17 protein-coding genes are annotated in these 14,947 nt (G+C 61.1%); 14 read left to right on the top strand and 3 right to left on the bottom strand.

Features of this window, described 5'->3' with window-relative positions:
• The first annotated feature begins 31 nt into the window (after nucleotides 1-31).
• The 11 genes from BP38_RS0113530 to BP38_RS0113480 all read left to right on the top strand — a co-directional run bounded on the left by BP38_RS0113530 (nucleotide 32) and on the right by BP38_RS0113480 (nucleotide 9,943).
• Nucleotides 32-934, top strand: coding sequence for a DMT family transporter (locus tag BP38_RS0113530; protein WP_162175163.1), 903 nt, complete (start codon nucleotides 32-34; stop codon nucleotides 932-934).
• 149 nt (nucleotides 935-1,083) lie between these two features.
• The gene (gene groES, locus BP38_RS0113525) at nucleotides 1,084-1,398 is read left to right on the top strand and encodes a co-chaperone GroES (protein WP_026988163.1); all 315 of its coding nucleotides are present in this window, start codon (nucleotides 1,084-1,086) and stop codon (nucleotides 1,396-1,398) included.
• A gap of 18 nt (nucleotides 1,399-1,416) precedes the next feature.
• Nucleotides 1,417-3,051: a chaperonin GroEL gene (groL, locus tag BP38_RS0113520; protein ID WP_026988162.1), complete on the top strand. Its 1,635-nt coding sequence runs from the start codon at nucleotides 1,417-1,419 to the stop codon at nucleotides 3,049-3,051.
• Between the two features lie 136 nt (nucleotides 3,052-3,187).
• Complete coding sequence (gene msrB, locus BP38_RS0113515) at nucleotides 3,188-3,592, top strand: peptide-methionine (R)-S-oxide reductase MsrB (RefSeq protein ID WP_026988161.1); 405 nt, start codon at nucleotides 3,188-3,190, stop codon at nucleotides 3,590-3,592.
• 4 nt (nucleotides 3,593-3,596) lie between these two features.
• Nucleotides 3,597-4,364: an SDR family oxidoreductase gene (locus BP38_RS0113510; RefSeq protein WP_026988160.1), complete on the top strand. Its 768-nt coding sequence runs from the start codon at nucleotides 3,597-3,599 to the stop codon at nucleotides 4,362-4,364.
• Nucleotides 4,365-4,831: 467 nt separating this feature from the next.
• Entirely contained in the window at nucleotides 4,832-6,754 is a 1,923-nt protein-coding gene (gene uvrC / locus BP38_RS20710) for an excinuclease ABC subunit UvrC (protein ID WP_081816682.1), read from the top strand.
• Nucleotides 6,755-6,830: 76 nt separating this feature from the next.
• The gene (gene pgsA, locus BP38_RS0113500; protein WP_026988159.1) at nucleotides 6,831-7,388 is read left to right on the top strand and encodes a CDP-diacylglycerol--glycerol-3-phosphate 3-phosphatidyltransferase; all 558 of its coding nucleotides are present in this window, start codon (nucleotides 6,831-6,833) and stop codon (nucleotides 7,386-7,388) included.
• A gap of 15 nt (nucleotides 7,389-7,403) precedes the next feature.
• A complete protein-coding gene (mobB, locus tag BP38_RS0113495; RefSeq protein ID WP_026988158.1) occupies nucleotides 7,404-7,964 on the top strand; it encodes a molybdopterin-guanine dinucleotide biosynthesis protein B in 561 nt (186 codons plus the stop codon).
• Nucleotides 7,948-9,210, top strand: a complete 1,263-nt coding sequence (locus tag BP38_RS0113490; RefSeq protein WP_026988157.1) for a molybdopterin molybdotransferase MoeA — start codon at nucleotides 7,948-7,950, stop codon at nucleotides 9,208-9,210. The genes mobB and BP38_RS0113490 overlap by 17 nt, the downstream gene beginning before the upstream one ends.
• 20 nt (nucleotides 9,211-9,230) lie before the next feature.
• On the top strand, nucleotides 9,231-9,482 hold the full coding sequence (gene moaD, locus BP38_RS0113485) for a molybdopterin converting factor subunit 1 (protein WP_026988156.1): 252 nt from the start codon (nucleotides 9,231-9,233) through the stop codon (nucleotides 9,480-9,482).
• A gap of 5 nt (nucleotides 9,483-9,487) precedes the next feature.
• Nucleotides 9,488-9,943 carry a molybdenum cofactor biosynthesis protein MoaE gene (locus BP38_RS0113480; RefSeq protein WP_026988155.1) on the top strand — a complete coding sequence of 152 codons (456 nt, stop codon included), beginning with the start codon at nucleotides 9,488-9,490 and terminating at the stop codon, nucleotides 9,941-9,943.
• A 61-nt stretch (nucleotides 9,944-10,004) separates the two neighbouring features.
• Here BP38_RS0113480 and BP38_RS0113475 read toward each other — a convergent pair whose 3' ends face one another.
• Nucleotides 10,005-10,910 (bottom strand): branched-chain amino acid aminotransferase, encoded by a 906-nt coding sequence (locus tag BP38_RS0113475; protein ID WP_026988154.1) that lies wholly within the window; start codon nucleotides 10,908-10,910, stop codon nucleotides 10,005-10,007.
• A gap of 210 nt (nucleotides 10,911-11,120) precedes the next feature.
• Here BP38_RS0113475 and BP38_RS20705 point away from each other — a divergent pair, with 210 nt between their 5' ends.
• The 3 genes from BP38_RS20705 (at nucleotide 11,121) to BP38_RS0113460 (ending at nucleotide 13,809) form a co-directional block, all read left to right on the top strand.
• The gene (locus tag BP38_RS20705; protein WP_051609361.1) at nucleotides 11,121-11,633 is read left to right on the top strand and encodes a MarR family winged helix-turn-helix transcriptional regulator; all 513 of its coding nucleotides are present in this window, start codon (nucleotides 11,121-11,123) and stop codon (nucleotides 11,631-11,633) included.
• 24 nt (nucleotides 11,634-11,657) lie between these two features.
• Nucleotides 11,658-12,350: a response regulator gene (locus tag BP38_RS0113465; protein WP_026988153.1), complete on the top strand. Its 693-nt coding sequence runs from the start codon at nucleotides 11,658-11,660 to the stop codon at nucleotides 12,348-12,350.
• 73 nt (nucleotides 12,351-12,423) lie between these two features.
• Nucleotides 12,424-13,809 carry an ATP-binding protein gene (locus tag BP38_RS0113460; RefSeq protein ID WP_081816670.1) on the top strand — a complete coding sequence of 462 codons (1,386 nt, stop codon included), beginning with the start codon at nucleotides 12,424-12,426 and terminating at the stop codon, nucleotides 13,807-13,809.
• A 39-nt stretch (nucleotides 13,810-13,848) separates the two neighbouring features.
• Here the strand turns inward: BP38_RS0113460 and BP38_RS0113455 are convergent, their stop codons facing one another.
• Nucleotides 13,849-14,202 carry a tRNA-binding protein gene (locus BP38_RS0113455; protein WP_026988151.1) on the bottom strand — a complete coding sequence of 118 codons (354 nt, stop codon included), beginning with the start codon at nucleotides 14,200-14,202 and terminating at the stop codon, nucleotides 13,849-13,851.
• 158 nt (nucleotides 14,203-14,360) lie between these two features.
• A complete protein-coding gene (locus tag BP38_RS20700; RefSeq protein ID WP_035725289.1) occupies nucleotides 14,361-14,855 on the bottom strand; it encodes a phasin family protein in 495 nt (164 codons plus the stop codon).
• Nucleotides 14,856-14,947: the final 92 nt, after the last annotated feature.

The raw sequence follows: 14,947 nt of genomic DNA, 5'->3' as shown, positions 1-14,947 counted from the left end.
ACAAAACAATCCATTCGCCTTCGGGGGCTCCATGTCAACGCATCTGCAACCAGTCAACGCGCTGTCCGTCGCGGCGGCCAACCGGCGTGGCATCTTCTGGATGCTGTTCGCGGTCTTCCTGTTCGTCAGCATGGACGGCATCGCAAAGACCCTGTCACAGAGCTACGATGTCGCTCAGATCGTCTGGGCGCGTTACACCTTCCACGTCCTGATCATGGTGGCGTTGCTGAACCTGCGCCTGCCGGCCTTACTGCACACGCGCCGCCTGCCCTTGCAGTTGTTCCGCTCGTTGATGTTGCTGGTGACCACCAGCCTCTTCTTCCTGGGCATTTCGCATATCCCCCTGGCGGAAGCGGCTGCGGTCATGCTGGCAGTCCCCCTGATCGTCACGGCCCTGTCCATGCCCTTGCTGGGCGAGCCCGTTGGCATCCGTCGCTGGACCGGCGTCTTCCTGGGCTTTGCCGGGGCCCTGATCATCATCCGCCCAGGCAGCGACATCTTCGACCCGGCCACACTCTATGTCCTGGCCGCCGCCTGCACCAACGGCCTCTATCACATCAACACCCGCCAGCTGAGCCAGAGCGAGTCGCCCATGACGACCCTGACCTACAGCGCCTTGGTGGGCATGATCGTGATGTTCTTCGTGGTGCCCTTCTTCTGGACCACGCCGGATTTCTGGGGATGGGTCGGCCTGATCTCCATCGGAGCGATCGGCGGGGCCAGCCACTTCTGCATCATCAAGGCCTACCAGGCCGCGGCCGCAGCCGTGGTTGCCCCGTTCAACTATTCGAACATCCTCTGGGCCACTTTCTACGGCTTCCTGCTGTTTGGCGACCTGCCCGACGGCTTTACCGTGCTGGGGGCTGCGATCCTGATTGCCAGTGGGCTCTATGTTTTCTATCGCGAACAGAAGAAGCAGGCTGCTTCCCAATAACTTCCTGACTGTACTGAATTCTTTTTCGCTCAAAGGCTCTTGAAAATGCATTGGGGCGGCCGTAAATAAAGCCTGCCTTAGCACTCGCCGAAAGGGAGTGCTAGCAAACCTTCTCTTAAACACGTCAGTCTCTATTGGGAGGACGAGCAATGAAGTTCAGACCGCTTCACGACCGCGTGGTGGTTCGGCGCATCGAGGAAAACGAGCGTACCGCCGGCGGCATCATCATTCCGGACACGGCCAAGGAAAAGCCGATGCAGGGCGAAGTCGTCGCCGTCGGCCCCGGTGCGCGCAACGACAAGGGCGAGCTTGTCGCTCTGGATCTCAAGGAAGGCGACCGGATCATCTTCGGCAAATGGTCAGGCACTGAGGTCAAGATCGACGGTGAAGACCTGCTGATCATGAAGGAATCCGACATCATGGGCGTTCTCGAGGGCAAAGCCGCCTCGAAGAAAGCCGCTTAACACGAAGGACGACAGGAAATGTCTGCCAAGGAAGTCAAATTTTCACAGGATGCACGCCAGCGCCTGCTGCGCGGCGTCGACATTCTTGCCGATGCGGTCAAGGTGACGCTCGGCCCCAAGGGCCGCAACGTGGTCCTCGACAAGTCCTTCGGCGCGCCGCGCATCACCAAGGACGGTGTGACGGTCGCCAAGGAAATCGAGCTTTCTGACAAGTTCGAGAACATGGGCGCGCAGATGGTGCGCGAAGTCGCCACCAAGACCAACGACATGGCCGGTGACGGCACCACCACAGCCACCGTTCTGGCACAATCCATCGTGCGTGAGGGCGGCAAGGCCGTGGCCGCGGGCCTGAACCCCATGGACCTGAAGCGCGGCATCGACCTGGCTGTTGACGCCGTGATCGCCGACCTGCGCAAGCGGGCACGCGACATCAGTCAGAATTCCGAGATTGCCCAGGTCGGCACGATCTCGGCCAATGGTGACAAGGAAATCGGCGAGATGCTGGCCAAGGCCATGCAGAAGGTCGGCAACGAGGGTGTCATCACGGTCGAGGAAGCCAAGTCTCTCGAGACCGAACTCGAGGTCGTCGAAGGCATGCAGTTCGACCGCGGCTATCTCTCGCCCTATTTCGTCACCGACGGCGAGAAGATGCGTGTCGAGCTTGAGGACCCCTATGTCCTGATCTTCGAGAAGAAGCTGTCCAACCTGCAGGCGCTGCTGCCGGTACTCGAATCGGTTGTCCAGTCGAGCAACCCCCTGCTGATCATTGCCGAGGATGTCGAGGGCGAAGCCCTGGCAACCCTGGTGGTCAACAAGCTGCGCGGCGGCCTGAAGGTCGCGGCCGTCAAGGCCCCTGGTTTCGGCGATCGCCGCAAGGCCATGCTCGAGGACATCGCCGTCCTGACCGACGGCCAGGTTGTCTCCGAGGACCTGGGCATCAAGCTGGAGAACGTGACCCTCGACATGCTGGGCCGCGCCAAGAAGGTCACCATCACGAAGGACGAAACCACCATCGTGGATGGTGCGGGCAAGAAGAAGCAGATCGAAGCCCGCGTCAACCAGATCAAGGCGCAGATCGAGGAGACCTCCTCGGACTACGACCGCGAGAAGCTTCAGGAACGCCTGGCGAAGCTGGCTGGCGGTGTCGCCGTGATCCGCGTCGGCGGCTCCACGGAAACCGAGGTGAAGGAGAAGAAGGACCGTGTCGACGACGCCCTGCACGCGACGCGCGCAGCCGTCGAGGAAGGCATCCTGCCCGGTGGCGGTGTCGCTTTGCTGCACTCGCTGTCCGCACTGGACAAGGTGAAGCCGCTCAACAACGACCAGAAGGTGGGCGTCGACATCATTCGTCGTGCCCTCCAGTCACCGGTGCGCCAGATCGCACAGAACGCCGGGCTGGATGGAGCGGTCGTAGCTGGCAAGCTGGCCGAATCGAAGGACTACAACTTCGGCTTCGATGCCTACAAGGGTGAGTATACCGATATGGTGAAGGCCGGCATTATCGACCCGACCAAGGTCGTGCGCACGGCCCTGCAGGACGCAGCCTCCATCGCTGGCCTGCTGATCATGACCGAGGCCATGGTGGCCGAGAAGCCCGACACCAAGAAAGCTGCGGCTGGTGCCGGTGCCGGAATGGGCGACATGGACTTCTGAGCAGATCCCTAAGTCGAGTAAGCTGTCTTGGGCCGGCGGGGCAACCTGCCGGCCCTTTTTCTTTGACGTTGGAAGTTGCCCCCTTCCGCCCCAATATCCGGAGTCGAGAGCAACCGATCAGCAAGGATGGAGTGTCATGACAGCCGAGAAGCAGAGCGATCGCTTCGACCTTTCGCACCTGACCCCCGAGCAGCGCGAGGTGACCCAGAACGAGGGCACCGAACGTGCCTTCACGGGCGCGCTCTACAACGAAAAGCGTCCCGGAACCTATAACTGTGTTGTCTGTGGAACACCGCTGTTCTCCTCACAGCACAAGTTCGAAAGCGGGACGGGCTGGCCGTCGTTCTGGCAGCCCGTCAACGAAGATGCCGTCGGCACCAAGCAGGACCGCAAGCTCTGGATGAGCCGTACAGAGGCTCACTGCGCAAACTGCGGCGCCCATCAGGGCCATGTCTTTCCGGATGGCCCCGAGCCCACCGGGCTTCGCTACTGCATCAACTCCGCCGCCCTGGACTTCACGCCTGAAACGCAGGAGGACTAGGCTCATGAGCGGCGCCGAAAGGCACCTTGACCACTACCCGGAATCTGCCCTGGTCACGGGCGCCGGCCAGCGCCTCGGACAGGCCATGGCCCTGGAACTGGCCGCGCAGGGTTATCGCGTAGCCCTGCACTACAACAGGTCCCGCCAGGACGCCGAAGGAACCGCCGAGGAAATCCGCAAGGGCGGCGGTCAGGCCGTGCTGTTCCAGGCCGACCTGTCCAGCGAAACCGAGACAAGTAGACTGGCCGAGGATGTGAATCGCGAGCTCGGGCCCCTGGGCGTACTGATCAACAATGCGGCCACCTTCGTACGCGATGAATGGAACGACACGACTCGGGACAGCTGGGACCTGCACATGGAGCCCAATCTGAGGGCTCCCTTCGTCCTGGCCCAGGCCATGGCGCGCAACCTGCCGGAGGAGCGAGGTGGCCTGGTCATCAACCTGCTGGACCAGCGGGTCTGGAACCTGACCCCGCATTTCATCAGCTATACTGTGAGCAAGAGCGGACTCTGGACCCTGACCCGAACGCTGGCCCTGTCATTGGCGCCACGCATTCGGGTCAACGCGATTGGCCCCGGCCCCACCTTGCCCAGCCCCAACCAGACCCAGGAGCAATTCAATGCTCAGGTCAGAAAAGTTCCGCTTCGCCGCGGTCCAGACATGGACGAAATCAGGAACACGCTGACTTTCCTGCTGGGCGCCGGTTCGGTAACCGGACAGATGATCGCACTTGATGGCGGGCAGCACCTCGGTTGGGGGCAAGTGAACTGACTTTGCCGCTTGACTCTCCGAAAGTTTTGCACATCGCCCAAGGAAACCAGGTGGTACCCCGCTTGAGCTGAATTTTCTTCCCAAGTGACAGTTTCATGACGATTGACAAAGAAAAAAATACTTTAAATCAATGAGTTAATATTGTGATTAAAAATTGGGCAATCTCTAGAAAAGCTTGATTCTCTTGGGCCTCAGCTTTGACAAGACAAAGATAATCACAGAGTTATCCACAGAATTGGTGGATAGCATTCGCAAGTCCAGAGATTCCGCGCGATTCCATTAAGCGGCGCCTGAGAAGGCTTGCAGGACTCCGGCCATCGGCCCCAATTAGAACGGACCGAAAGGCATACTGGGACCGGATTCGATCATCCATGGCAAAGGCAAAAGGCAACCGACGCATCAAGGACCCTTCGGCAGGCGGCAAGCGGGCACCGCAGTTCCATGACGACGCTCCCGACTCGCTGGATATGCCTGGGGCGACTCCTGGACTGGCCGAAGCGGGCGCGGCATTCGAAGGCCAGGCCCAGGTCGAGGGCGAGGCCTCGCTGACCCAGGGGGTTGCCGTGCTGGACAAGGCGGTGAAGACCCTTCCGGACAGTCCAGGCGTCTATCGCATGCTCAGCCGCCGCAATGACGTGCTCTATGTCGGCAAGGCCAAGAACCTGCGCAAACGGGTTTACAACTACACCCAGATCGCCAAGCAGCCCCGTCGGCTACAGCGCATGATCGCCGAAACCTGTGGCCTGGAGATCGTGCGAACCAACAGCGAGGTTGAGGCCCTGCTGCTGGAAAGCAATCTGATCAAGCGCTTCATGCCGCGCTACAACGTGCTGCTGCGCGATGACAAATCCTTCCCCTATATCTATCTCGGCAGCAATCATGACTATCCACGCCTGACCAAGCATCGCGGCGCCCACGAACACGAGGGCAACTATTATGGCCCCTTTGCCTCTGCCGGGGCTGTCAACCGGACTCTGACCGCACTGGAAAAGGCCTTCCTGCTGCGTTCCTGCTCCGACCATGTCTTTGCCAATCGGACACGCCCCTGCCTGCTCTACCAGATCAAGCGCTGCTCGGCCCCCTGTGTCGGCCGCATAAGCCCGGAGGACTACCAACAGCTGGTCCAGGCCGCCCAGGATTTCCTTTCCGGCAAGGACAGCGCCATCCAGGGAGAGTTTGCCCGGCTGATGCAGCAGGCCTCAGAGGACCTGGATTTCGAGACAGCAGCCCGCTATCGCGACAGGATCCGGGCCCTGGCGCATATCCAGTCCAACCAGGATGTGAATGTGGAAGGCGTGAATGACGCCGATGTCATCGCCCTGCACCAGGAAGGCGGGCAAAGCTGCCTGCAGGTCTTCTTCTTCCGCGCGGGACGCAACTACGGCAATCGCTCGTATTTTCCAGGTCATGACAGCAACCTGGACCCGGCGGAGGTATTGGGCGCGTTCCTGGCCCAGTTCTATGACAACAAGCCCGTGCCCGGCCTGGTCCTCCTGAGCCACGAACCTTCGGAGAAGGACCTGCTGCTGGAAGCCCTCGAACTGCGCGCCGGTCATCGCATTCGCATGCAGGTTCCGCGACGCGGCGAGAAGCGCAAATTGATAGACACCGCCCTTCTGAATGCGCGCGAGGCCCTTTCGCGCCGCCAAGCCGACATCACCGCCCAGAGCCAGCGCATGGAAGAACTGGCCAGGTTGCTTGACCTGGACGCGTCGCCCGAGCGCATCGAGGTCTATGACAACAGCCATATCCAGGGCAGCAATCCCTATGGCGTGATGATCGTGGCCGGCCCCGAAGGCTTTCGCAAGAATGCCTACCGGAAGTTCTCCATCCGCTCGCTGAAGGACTCGGACAGTGCCGGCGATGACTACGCCATGATGCGCGAGGTCCTGACACGACGCTTTTCGCGCGCGATCAAGGAGGACCCCGACCGCGAGGGCGGCCAATGGCCCGATCTGGTGCTCCTCGACGGCGGACGCGGCCAGCTGGGCGTGGCTGAAGAGGTCTTCGCCGAGCTTGGCATTGAGGATCTTCCGATGGCCGGCGTGGCCAAGGGGCCGGACCGCGATGCCGGGCGTGAACGTATCTTCCTGCCGGGCCGCACCCCCTTCCTGCTGACACCGGACACCCCGCTCCTGCACTATATCCAGCGCCTGCGCGACGAGGCCCACCGCTTTGCCATCGGCACCCATCGTGCCGGCAGGAGCAAGAGCCGGCTGACCTCCAGCCTGGACGATGTTCCGGGTATCGGGGCCAAGCGCAAGAAGGCCCTGCTGCTCCACTTCGGCTCGGCCAGGGCCGTGGAACAGGCTGCCCTGAGCGACCTTGAAGCGGTGGATGGAATCAGTCATGCGGTTGCGCGAAAGATCCATGAGCATTTTCATGCATGACCGCAGCCGTCATATTGCGTATTAAGACAGAGGAACGCCACGCAGCGCCCCGGTTCCCAAGCAGAGCGGAGACTTCATGCTGACCAGCCTGCCCAACCTCCTGACACTGGGACGAATCCTGGCCATCCCCGCTCTCATCATCCTGCTCTATATCAACGAGCCAGGCACGCGCTGGGCTGCGCTTCTGCTGTACATCCTTGCCTGCGTGACCGATTGGCTGGACGGCAAACTGGCGCGCTCCATGGGCGAAGTGTCACCGCTAGGCCGCTTTCTCGACCCCATTGCGGACAAGCTGCTGATTGCAGCCATCATCATCATGCTGGTCGCGCTTGGCGACATTAGCGATCTGTCTCTTCTTGCCGCAATCATCATCCTCTGCCGGGAAATCCTGGTCTCCGGCTTGCGCGAATACCTCGCCGAGCTGCGCGTGCCCATGCCGGTCAGCCGGCTGGCCAAATGGAAAACCATGGTCCAGATGACGGCACTGGGTGTTCTGGTGCTGGGGCCGGCAGGACCACCTCTTCTGATGCTACCGGTCTTAGGCGACCTCTTGCTGTGGATTGCAGCTGCCCTCACCTTGATAACGGGATATGATTACCTCATGCGAGGAATCGCTCACATGAAAACGCATTGAGGCAAGACGCACCGGATGTCGGGTGAGAAGAAGGTAATCGGGCTGGCCGGCTGGAGCGGCAGTGGCAAGACAACGCTGCTCTCGAAGCTACTGCCTGAACTGACAAAACGTGGCCACAGGGTGTCCACGATCAAGCATGCCCATCACAAGTTCGACGTGGATAGGCCGGGCAAGGATTCCTGGGTCCACCGCCAGTCCGGCGCCAGCGAAGTGCTGGTCTCCTCGAACCAGCGCTGGGCCCTGATGCATGAATTGAGAGACGAGCCCGAAGCCACGCTGGACTATCTGCTGACCCGCCTCTCACCGGTCGACCTGGTGATCGTCGAGGGCTTCAAGCGTGAACCCCACGCCAAGCTGGAAGTATACCGTCCGGATATCGGCAAGCCCATGCTGGCTGAGGAAGACCCGGATGTCGTTGCCCTGCTGACCGACAGAACGCTCGAAACAGAGAGGACCTCCGCAGCCCTCCCATGCCTCGACCTGAATGACATTCCTGCGATAGCGGATTTCATCGAGCTGCATTGCGGCCTGGAGCAGAAATGGAAACAGGAAAGCCTTCATGGCCCAACTGAGTGACGACTGCTTTGCCCATGGCGGCCCGCTTATGCGCTTCGACAGCGCGCTGGAACTGCTTGCCCAGCGGCTGACGGCCGTCACCGAAACGGAATCCCTCCCGCTGCAACAGGCCCTGGGGTGCATCCTGCGCCAGGACCTTGTGTCAGCCCTGGACGTGCCGCCCGGCGACAATTCGGCGGTCGACGGTTATGCCCTGCGCCATGAGGATCTGGACCCCGATCAGGACACCCGCTTGCGCCTGGCCGGACGTGCTGCGGCCGGCCATCCCTGGCAGCAGGAGGTCCAGCCCGGTACAGCCGTGCGGATATTCACCGGCGCTCCCATGCCGCCGGGGGCTGATACCGTGATGATGCAGGAGGACTGCAGGGAGGCGGACGGCTGGGTTGAGATCCGCCCGGGCATCAAGCCGGGGGCCAACCGCCGTTTGAGCGGAGAGGACATCAGTGCAGGGACGAAGGTCTTGCCGGCCGGGCGCAGGCTGAGAGCCGTCGACCTGGGCCAGGCCGCGGCCATTGGACAAACCGAGCTGGTCGTGTCCCGCCCCTTGCGCGTCGCTCTTCTTTCGACAGGCGACGAACTTTGCGAGCCTGGCGAGACCCTCACACAAGGACAGATCTATGACTCGAACCGGCGGGTCCTGTTCGGCCTGTTACAGACTCTTGGCTGTGCGCTCACGGATCTCGGCATACTGAAGGACGAGCGTACATCGCTGGCCGAAACCCTGGAAAGCACCGCTGCGCACCATGACCTGATTGTGACCTCGGGTGGCGTTTCCGGCGGTGAAGAGGACCATGTGAAGCAGGCCGTCGAGCAGGCGGGCGGCCAGCTGCACTTCTGGCGCCTCGCCATCAAGCCAGGCCGGCCGGTTGCCCTCGGGCAGATCGCACGCGTGCCCGTGATCGGCCTGCCCGGAAATCCGGCAGCGGTGGTGGTCACTTTCCTGCAGCTTGCGCGCCCCCTGATCCTGCAACTCATGGGGGGCACGCCCCAGCGCCCGCCGCAGTTCCCAGTCACCGCCAACTTCACCCACCGCAAGAAGAAGGACAGGCGGGAATGGCTGCGCGTGCACATCACCCATGACCAGAACGGCTTTCCCCTGGCCGAAAAATTCGCACGCGATGGGGCCGGCATCCTCAGTTCGCTTTCCGAAACCGATGGCTTGGCCGAACTGCCGGAAGACTTGACCAATATGGAGCCCGGGACCACGCTGTTCTATACACCTTACAGTGCGCTCTTCCACGGCTGAACAGCACAAGGGGTCTCGGAGTGAAACTGCTATACTTTGCTTGGCTGAAGAACAAGCTCGGGGCCGACAGCGAAGAAGTCGCGCCTCCGGAAGAGGTGGTCGACGTGGCCAGCCTGCTGGAGTGGCTGCATAACCAGGGCCCTGCCTATGCCGAGGCCCTGGGAGACCGTCGGCGCATTCGCGTTGCCGTGAACCAGGAATATGCACGCCCTGACACGCCGCTGTCCCAAGGCGACGAAGTCGCGCTTTTTCCGCCTGTCACCGGGGGCTAGCGTCCATGTCGGTGCGAGTCCAGGAAGTGGATTTCGATCCGGGACGTGAACTCGACAGGCTGACGCGGGAAAATACCGGCATTGGCGGTGTGACCTCGTTCATCGGGCTGGTGCGCGACATGGCTGGCGATCAACCGGTCAGCGGCATGACTCTGGAGCACTATCCCGGCATGACGGAGAAGATGCTGGAACGCATTGAAGCCGAGGCACACGAGCGCTGGCCCCTGGATGCCAGCCTCATCATTCACAGGGTTGGCCCACTCGAGGCCGGCGACCGCATTGTCATGGTGGCCACGGCAAGTGCCCATCGCCAGGCCGCCTTTGAATCCTGCCACTTTCTGATCGACTGGCTGAAAACCAAAGCTCCCTTCTGGAAGGCCGAGCGAACGTCCGAAGGTCAGGAGCTCTGGGTGGAAGCACGTGAAAGCGATGAAGAGGCCAGCGAACGCTGGAACCGCTGAAACAGGAAACGGCGGACCCCGAAGGATCCGCCGCCCTGTTTTCAGCTTGCTGTGAGCCTGCTCAGGCTGCGCTGGTGGAAGTCTGCGCCGCCATGTCGTGGGTCCGGTTGACCAGGGCGTCGTAGTCCTTCATCAGGTTCAGCGTAATCTCGCCTGGCGTGAAGCTGTACTGGTCGATTTCCCTGACCGGGGTCACTTCGACGGCGGTGCCGCAGATAAAGACTTCCTGTGTCTTGGCAAACTCTTCAGGCATGATCGCGCGTTCGATCACTTCGTAACCACGCTGCCGCGCCAGATCGATGACGGTCTGCCGTGTTATGCCGTTCAGGAAACAATCCGGTGTCGGCGTGTGCAGCTTGCCGTCCTGGACCAGGAAGATGTTCGCTCCGGTCGCTTCGGCCACCTGCCCGCGCCAGTCCAGCATCAGGGCATCGTTGAAGCCCTGCTGTTCGGCTTCGTGCTTGGACAGCGTGCAGATCATGTAGAGCCCGGCCGCCTTGGAATGCACGGGCGCCGTACGCGGATCGGGGCGTCGATACTTCCCTTCGGTCATGCGGATGCCTTCCAGGCGCGCTTCCGGCGTAAAGTAGGTCGGCCATTCCCAGGCGGCAATCGCCAGGTGGATGCGCGTCTTCTGGGCGGATACACCCATCATCTCGCTGCCTCTCCAGGCGACCGGACGGATATAGCCATCAGAGATGCCGTTGGCTTTCAGGACCTCTGCAGCGGCCACATCGATATCGGCGACACTGTAGGGAATCTCGAACCCCATGATCTCGGCGGACTTGTGCAGGCGCTGGTGATGTTCCGTCGCCTTGAAGATCTCGCCTCCATAGGCTCTCTCGCCCTCGAAGATACAGCTTGCATAATGCAGGCCATGCGTCAGAACGTGGAGATTGGCGTTGCGCCAGGGCACCAGCGCGCCGTCGTACCAGATAACACCGTCACGATCATCGAAAGGAAGCATGGAAAACCGGGGTCCTTAGGCCCTATAAAAGACAAGCAGACATGGGCTCCCCTCTTGGCGGGGGTAAACCAGCTATCTCCTCTGTTACAGGATGTTCCAGCGATGAAGTCAAGCGCAGCGGACCAAGGAATTTCCTGCTACATGGAGAATTTGTTAGATTATGTCACTACTGACCTTGAACAGGTAACAACTTTAGCCAAATAAGTCAACATGACTGACGTAAAAACCGCAATCAATCCGCTTTTCCTGCGTGAGGAAGAACTGCGCCAGGCCATAGAGCTGCTGTTCTTCGCCTATCGCGATTCCACAGCCGAACCCGACCGTATCCTTGCCAAGTACAACTTCGGCCGGGCGCATCACCGCGTCATCTATTTCGTCGGGCGCAACCCCGATCTGCCGGTCAGCGAATTGCTGCGTATTCTCAAGATTACCAAACAGAGTCTTTCGCGCGTCCTCAGCCAACTGGTGGAGGAGGGTTTCATCGAACAGAAACCGGGCCACCATGACCGGCGCCAGCGGTTGCTGTGCCTGACGGACAAGGGACGCAACCTCGAACAGCAACTCAGCGAAGCCCAGCTGGCGCGTTTCGCGCATGCCTATCGCGCGGCGGGCGCGGAATCCGTCGTCGGCTTCCGAACGGTCCTGCTCGGCCTGATCAACGAGGAAGACCGGGAACGCTTCCTGGCCGACCGTGATTCCCAGCGCCTGCCCGGCGAACACTGAGCGATAGTCTTCAAGTTCATGCCAATGCACGAGAACCAGCCTCATATCCTTGTCGTCGATGATGACAAGCGGTTACGCGAACTGCTCCATCGCTACCTGAGCGACCAGGAATTGCGTGTCAGTACCGCCGCAGATGCCGAAGAGGCGCGCGGCAAGCTAGCCGGCCTGGACTTCGATCTGATCGTGCTGGATGTCATGATGCCGGGGGAAAGCGGATACGAACTGACCCGTTGGCTGCGCCAGCAGGAGCGCCAGATTCCTATCCTGATGCTGACCGCTATGGAGGAAGTCGAAAGCCGTATCACGGGCCTGGAATCCGGCGCCGACGACTACCTTTCGAAGCCCTTCGAGCCGCGTGAGTTGATCCTGCGCATCAATGCGATCCTGCGGCGGTCCGGCCAGGGCCAGTCCGACAGTGGCGGCGACAAGGTATTCTTCGGCGGCTTCTCCTTTGACCTGGCGCGTGGCGAACTGCGCCGCGGGGAAGCCTACATACACCTGACGTCTGCGGAAAGCTGTCTGCTGAAAGCCCTGGCTGAAACGCCGGGTGTGCCGGTCAGTCGCGATCGCCTGGCCCAGGCCAGCCCGGAAATCGGCAACCAACGCAGTATCGACGTCCAGATGACCCGACTGCGCCGCAAGATCGAGCCCGACAAGAAAATTCCTCGATACCTTCAAACTGTCCGTGGAACGGGTTACGTTCTGATGCCCGATTGACCCAGCGCGCCGTGCAGAAAGGAAGCCTCATGGAACGCCTCCAGGCCACGAGCACTCCGGCCCGCCGGATAGTATGACCGACGACCCCAAGAACATACGCCGCCCACGCGCCCTGGGGGGCGGACAGGCCGGGCGCCGACGCACACGTTTCAAGCTGAAACGCCTGATCCCGCGCAGCCTGCTGGCGCGCTCGCTGTTGATCATCATCATGCCCCTGATCCTGCTGCAGGGCATTTCCACCTGGGCTTTCTATGATCGGCACTATCAATCCATCACCCGGCGCCTCAGCCAGGCGGTGGCCGGTGAAATTGCCTCGGTCATCGACGTGCTGGAGCGCGAATCGCGGACCATGACCAACGTCCAGATGTTTGCCCTGGCCGATGCGCACATGTGGCTCAACATGCGCCTGCTGCCGGACCAGGAACTGAAACAGGTGGACGACACCATCTGGCCGTCCGTCCTGGATAGCCGGCTGACCCATGCATTGCGCGAGCAGCTCTGGCATCCCTATGTTGTCGACAGTCAAAGCCTGACGCACTATGTGGAAATTCAGGTGGACCTGGGCGATTCCGTCCTGCAGGTGCTGGTTCCGCGCCGCCGGCTTTTCAGTTCGACGATCTATATCTTCCTGATATGGATGTTTGGCAGTTCCCTGGTGCTTTCCGTCGCGGCAACACTCTTCATGCGCCACGAGGTTCGCCCGATACGGCGTCTGGCCAAGGCCGCGGACAATTTCGGGCGTGGTGTGGACGTTACCGGGTTCCGCCCTGAGGGGGCCACCGAGGTGCGCCTGGCCGGAACGGCCTTCCTGCAGATGCAGGATCGCATCAAGCGCCAGATCCAGCAGCGCACGGACATGCTGGCCGGCGTCAGTCACGATCTCCGCACACCGCTGACTCGCATGAAACTGGAACTCGCGATGCTGGGCGACGAGGCCGCCACGGAAAGCATGCGCGCAGACATCCAGCAGATGGAGCGCATGATCGAGGGCTATCTGGCTTTCGCGCGTGGCGAGGGAACGGAGAATCCGCAGGAATGCGATATCAGCGAGATCCTGCGTCAGGTGGTCGATGAAGCACGTCGCGACGGGGCGCAGGTGGACCTACACATCGAACATTCGATGCCCACCGTTGCCCGCAAGGAAGCCCTGCGCCGCTGCCTGGCCAATTTGATCAGCAATGCCCGCCGCTATGGGGGAGACATCTCGATTACCGGCCAGTGGTATCGCAAGGGGGTCCAGATCCTGATCGATGACGACGGCCCCGGAATCCCGCCGGACAGGCGCGATGACGTATTCCGTCCCTTCTACAGGCTCGACAGTTCGCGCAATCCGGAAACCGGAGGCACAGGATTGGGTTTGACCATTGCACGCGACATGATCCGCAGCCAGGGCGGCGACCTGAAGCTGGAGGACGCGCCCGGCGGCGGACTGCGCGCGAACATCTGGTTGCCGGGCTAGTTCGCCCGGCACCACAGTGTCTGGTTGGAAACCTGCGGTTCAATGCATGCGTGAACCGTTGGGAACCTTCTTGTTGGGTTCAGACAGGACAACAGCCCCATCTTCGTCGGCGAAGCCCAGAACCAGGACTTCTGAGACAAACTTGCCGATCTGCTTGGGCGGGAAATTCACCACTCCCGTCACCTGGCGCCCCACCAGCTGTTCGGGGGTGTAATGCTCGGTGATCTGTGCGGACGTCTTCTTCTCGCCCACCTCAGGGCCAAAATCCACCCAGAGCTTGTAGGCGGGACGACGTGCCTCGGGATAGGGTTCGCAACGCACCACCGTGCCAGCGCGTATGTCGACTTTCAGAAAGTCGTCGAAAGAGATGTCTTCTGCTTTTTTGTCTGCCATCTGTCGGGCCCCTGCCAGTTTACCGAAGAACAGGCCGGTATGGTCCCGGGCACTTTGAGCGCACCCGGGTTTTCCATACACCACTGACCTGAATCGGCTGAAACCTAGCAGGCCTGACCCTGGCTATAAAGGCGCCCGGGGCAGACAGGGGCTGGCCTTTACTTCTTCTGTTCGCCGCGCTGGGTCTTGGCCTCTTCGGACATCTTCTGGATCGTGCCACGCACTTCCTCGATGCTTTCCGAAACGCGCTGGTTGATCAGGTCCTGAGCTTCGCTGTTGGACTTGGCACCCATCTCGGCCAGCTCACGCATGTTGGCGATGGCCTTCTCGAAGGCCTGGCGGCAGAGTTCGGCCTGCTTTGCCATGCGCTCCTCGGGTGCACCTGAAGCCGCCATGTCGTTCATGACCTTGCTGGCTTCCTCCATGGTGGTCTGGAAGATCTCGGCCTGACGCTGGGCCATGGCCTGGGCGCCTTCGTAAGCCACGCGATTGGCGTTCGTGATGGCCTCGATGTTCTTGCGCTGGGCTTCCAGAACCTGCTGGGGGTCAAACCCGGGAACCTGCCAGTTCTCGGCCATGCGGGAAAAATCCATCATCTTCTGGAAATCGGTATCCAGAAAGGGATTGCTATAGGTCTTGTCTGACTTGGCCATGATCGTTCTCCTCAAGCCGTGGGTGACGTTCTGCTGCAGACACTATCTGTTTATGCTGCGCTGCACAATAGTAAATATTGTGCACTGCAACA

The organism is Fodinicurvata fenggangensis DSM 21160 (assembly GCF_000686045.1).
GTDB classification, from domain to species: Bacteria; Pseudomonadota; Alphaproteobacteria; order Kiloniellales; family DSM-21159; genus Fodinicurvata; species Fodinicurvata fenggangensis.
This window is presented reverse-complemented; position numbering and strand designations above follow the sequence as displayed.

What these genes read in the sequence shown, in the direction of transcription:
- BP38_RS0113465 (WP_026988153.1), top strand. Translation starts at nt 11,658, where the DNA reads ATGCACGAGAACCAGCCTCATATCCTTGTCGTCGATGATGACAAGCGG.
- BP38_RS0113460 (WP_081816670.1), top strand. Translation starts at nt 12,424, where the DNA reads ATGACCGACGACCCCAAGAACATACGCCGCCCACGCGCCCTGGGGGGC.
- BP38_RS20700 (WP_035725289.1), bottom strand. Translation starts at nt 14,855, where the DNA reads ATGGCCAAGTCAGACAAGACCTATAGCAATCCCTTTCTGGATACCGAT.
- groES (WP_026988163.1), top strand. Translation starts at nt 1,084, where the DNA reads ATGAAGTTCAGACCGCTTCACGACCGCGTGGTGGTTCGGCGCATCGAG.
- groL (WP_026988162.1), top strand. Translation starts at nt 1,417, where the DNA reads ATGTCTGCCAAGGAAGTCAAATTTTCACAGGATGCACGCCAGCGCCTG.
- BP38_RS20705 (WP_051609361.1), top strand. Translation starts at nt 11,121, where the DNA reads ATGACTGACGTAAAAACCGCAATCAATCCGCTTTTCCTGCGTGAGGAA.
- BP38_RS0113455 (WP_026988151.1), bottom strand. Translation starts at nt 14,202, where the DNA reads ATGGCAGACAAAAAAGCAGAAGACATCTCTTTCGACGACTTTCTGAAA.
- pgsA (WP_026988159.1), top strand. Translation starts at nt 6,831, where the DNA reads ATGCTGACCAGCCTGCCCAACCTCCTGACACTGGGACGAATCCTGGCC.
- BP38_RS0113510 (WP_026988160.1), top strand. Translation starts at nt 3,597, where the DNA reads ATGAGCGGCGCCGAAAGGCACCTTGACCACTACCCGGAATCTGCCCTG.
- msrB (WP_026988161.1), top strand. Translation starts at nt 3,188, where the DNA reads ATGACAGCCGAGAAGCAGAGCGATCGCTTCGACCTTTCGCACCTGACC.
- BP38_RS0113530 (WP_162175163.1), top strand. Translation starts at nt 32, where the DNA reads ATGTCAACGCATCTGCAACCAGTCAACGCGCTGTCCGTCGCGGCGGCC.
- BP38_RS0113480 (WP_026988155.1), top strand. Translation starts at nt 9,488, where the DNA reads ATGTCGGTGCGAGTCCAGGAAGTGGATTTCGATCCGGGACGTGAACTC.
- BP38_RS0113490 (WP_026988157.1), top strand. Translation starts at nt 7,948, where the DNA reads ATGGCCCAACTGAGTGACGACTGCTTTGCCCATGGCGGCCCGCTTATG.
- BP38_RS0113475 (WP_026988154.1), bottom strand. Translation starts at nt 10,910, where the DNA reads ATGCTTCCTTTCGATGATCGTGACGGTGTTATCTGGTACGACGGCGCG.
- uvrC (WP_081816682.1), top strand. Translation starts at nt 4,832, where the DNA reads ATGCCTGGGGCGACTCCTGGACTGGCCGAAGCGGGCGCGGCATTCGAA.
- mobB (WP_026988158.1), top strand. Translation starts at nt 7,404, where the DNA reads ATGTCGGGTGAGAAGAAGGTAATCGGGCTGGCCGGCTGGAGCGGCAGT.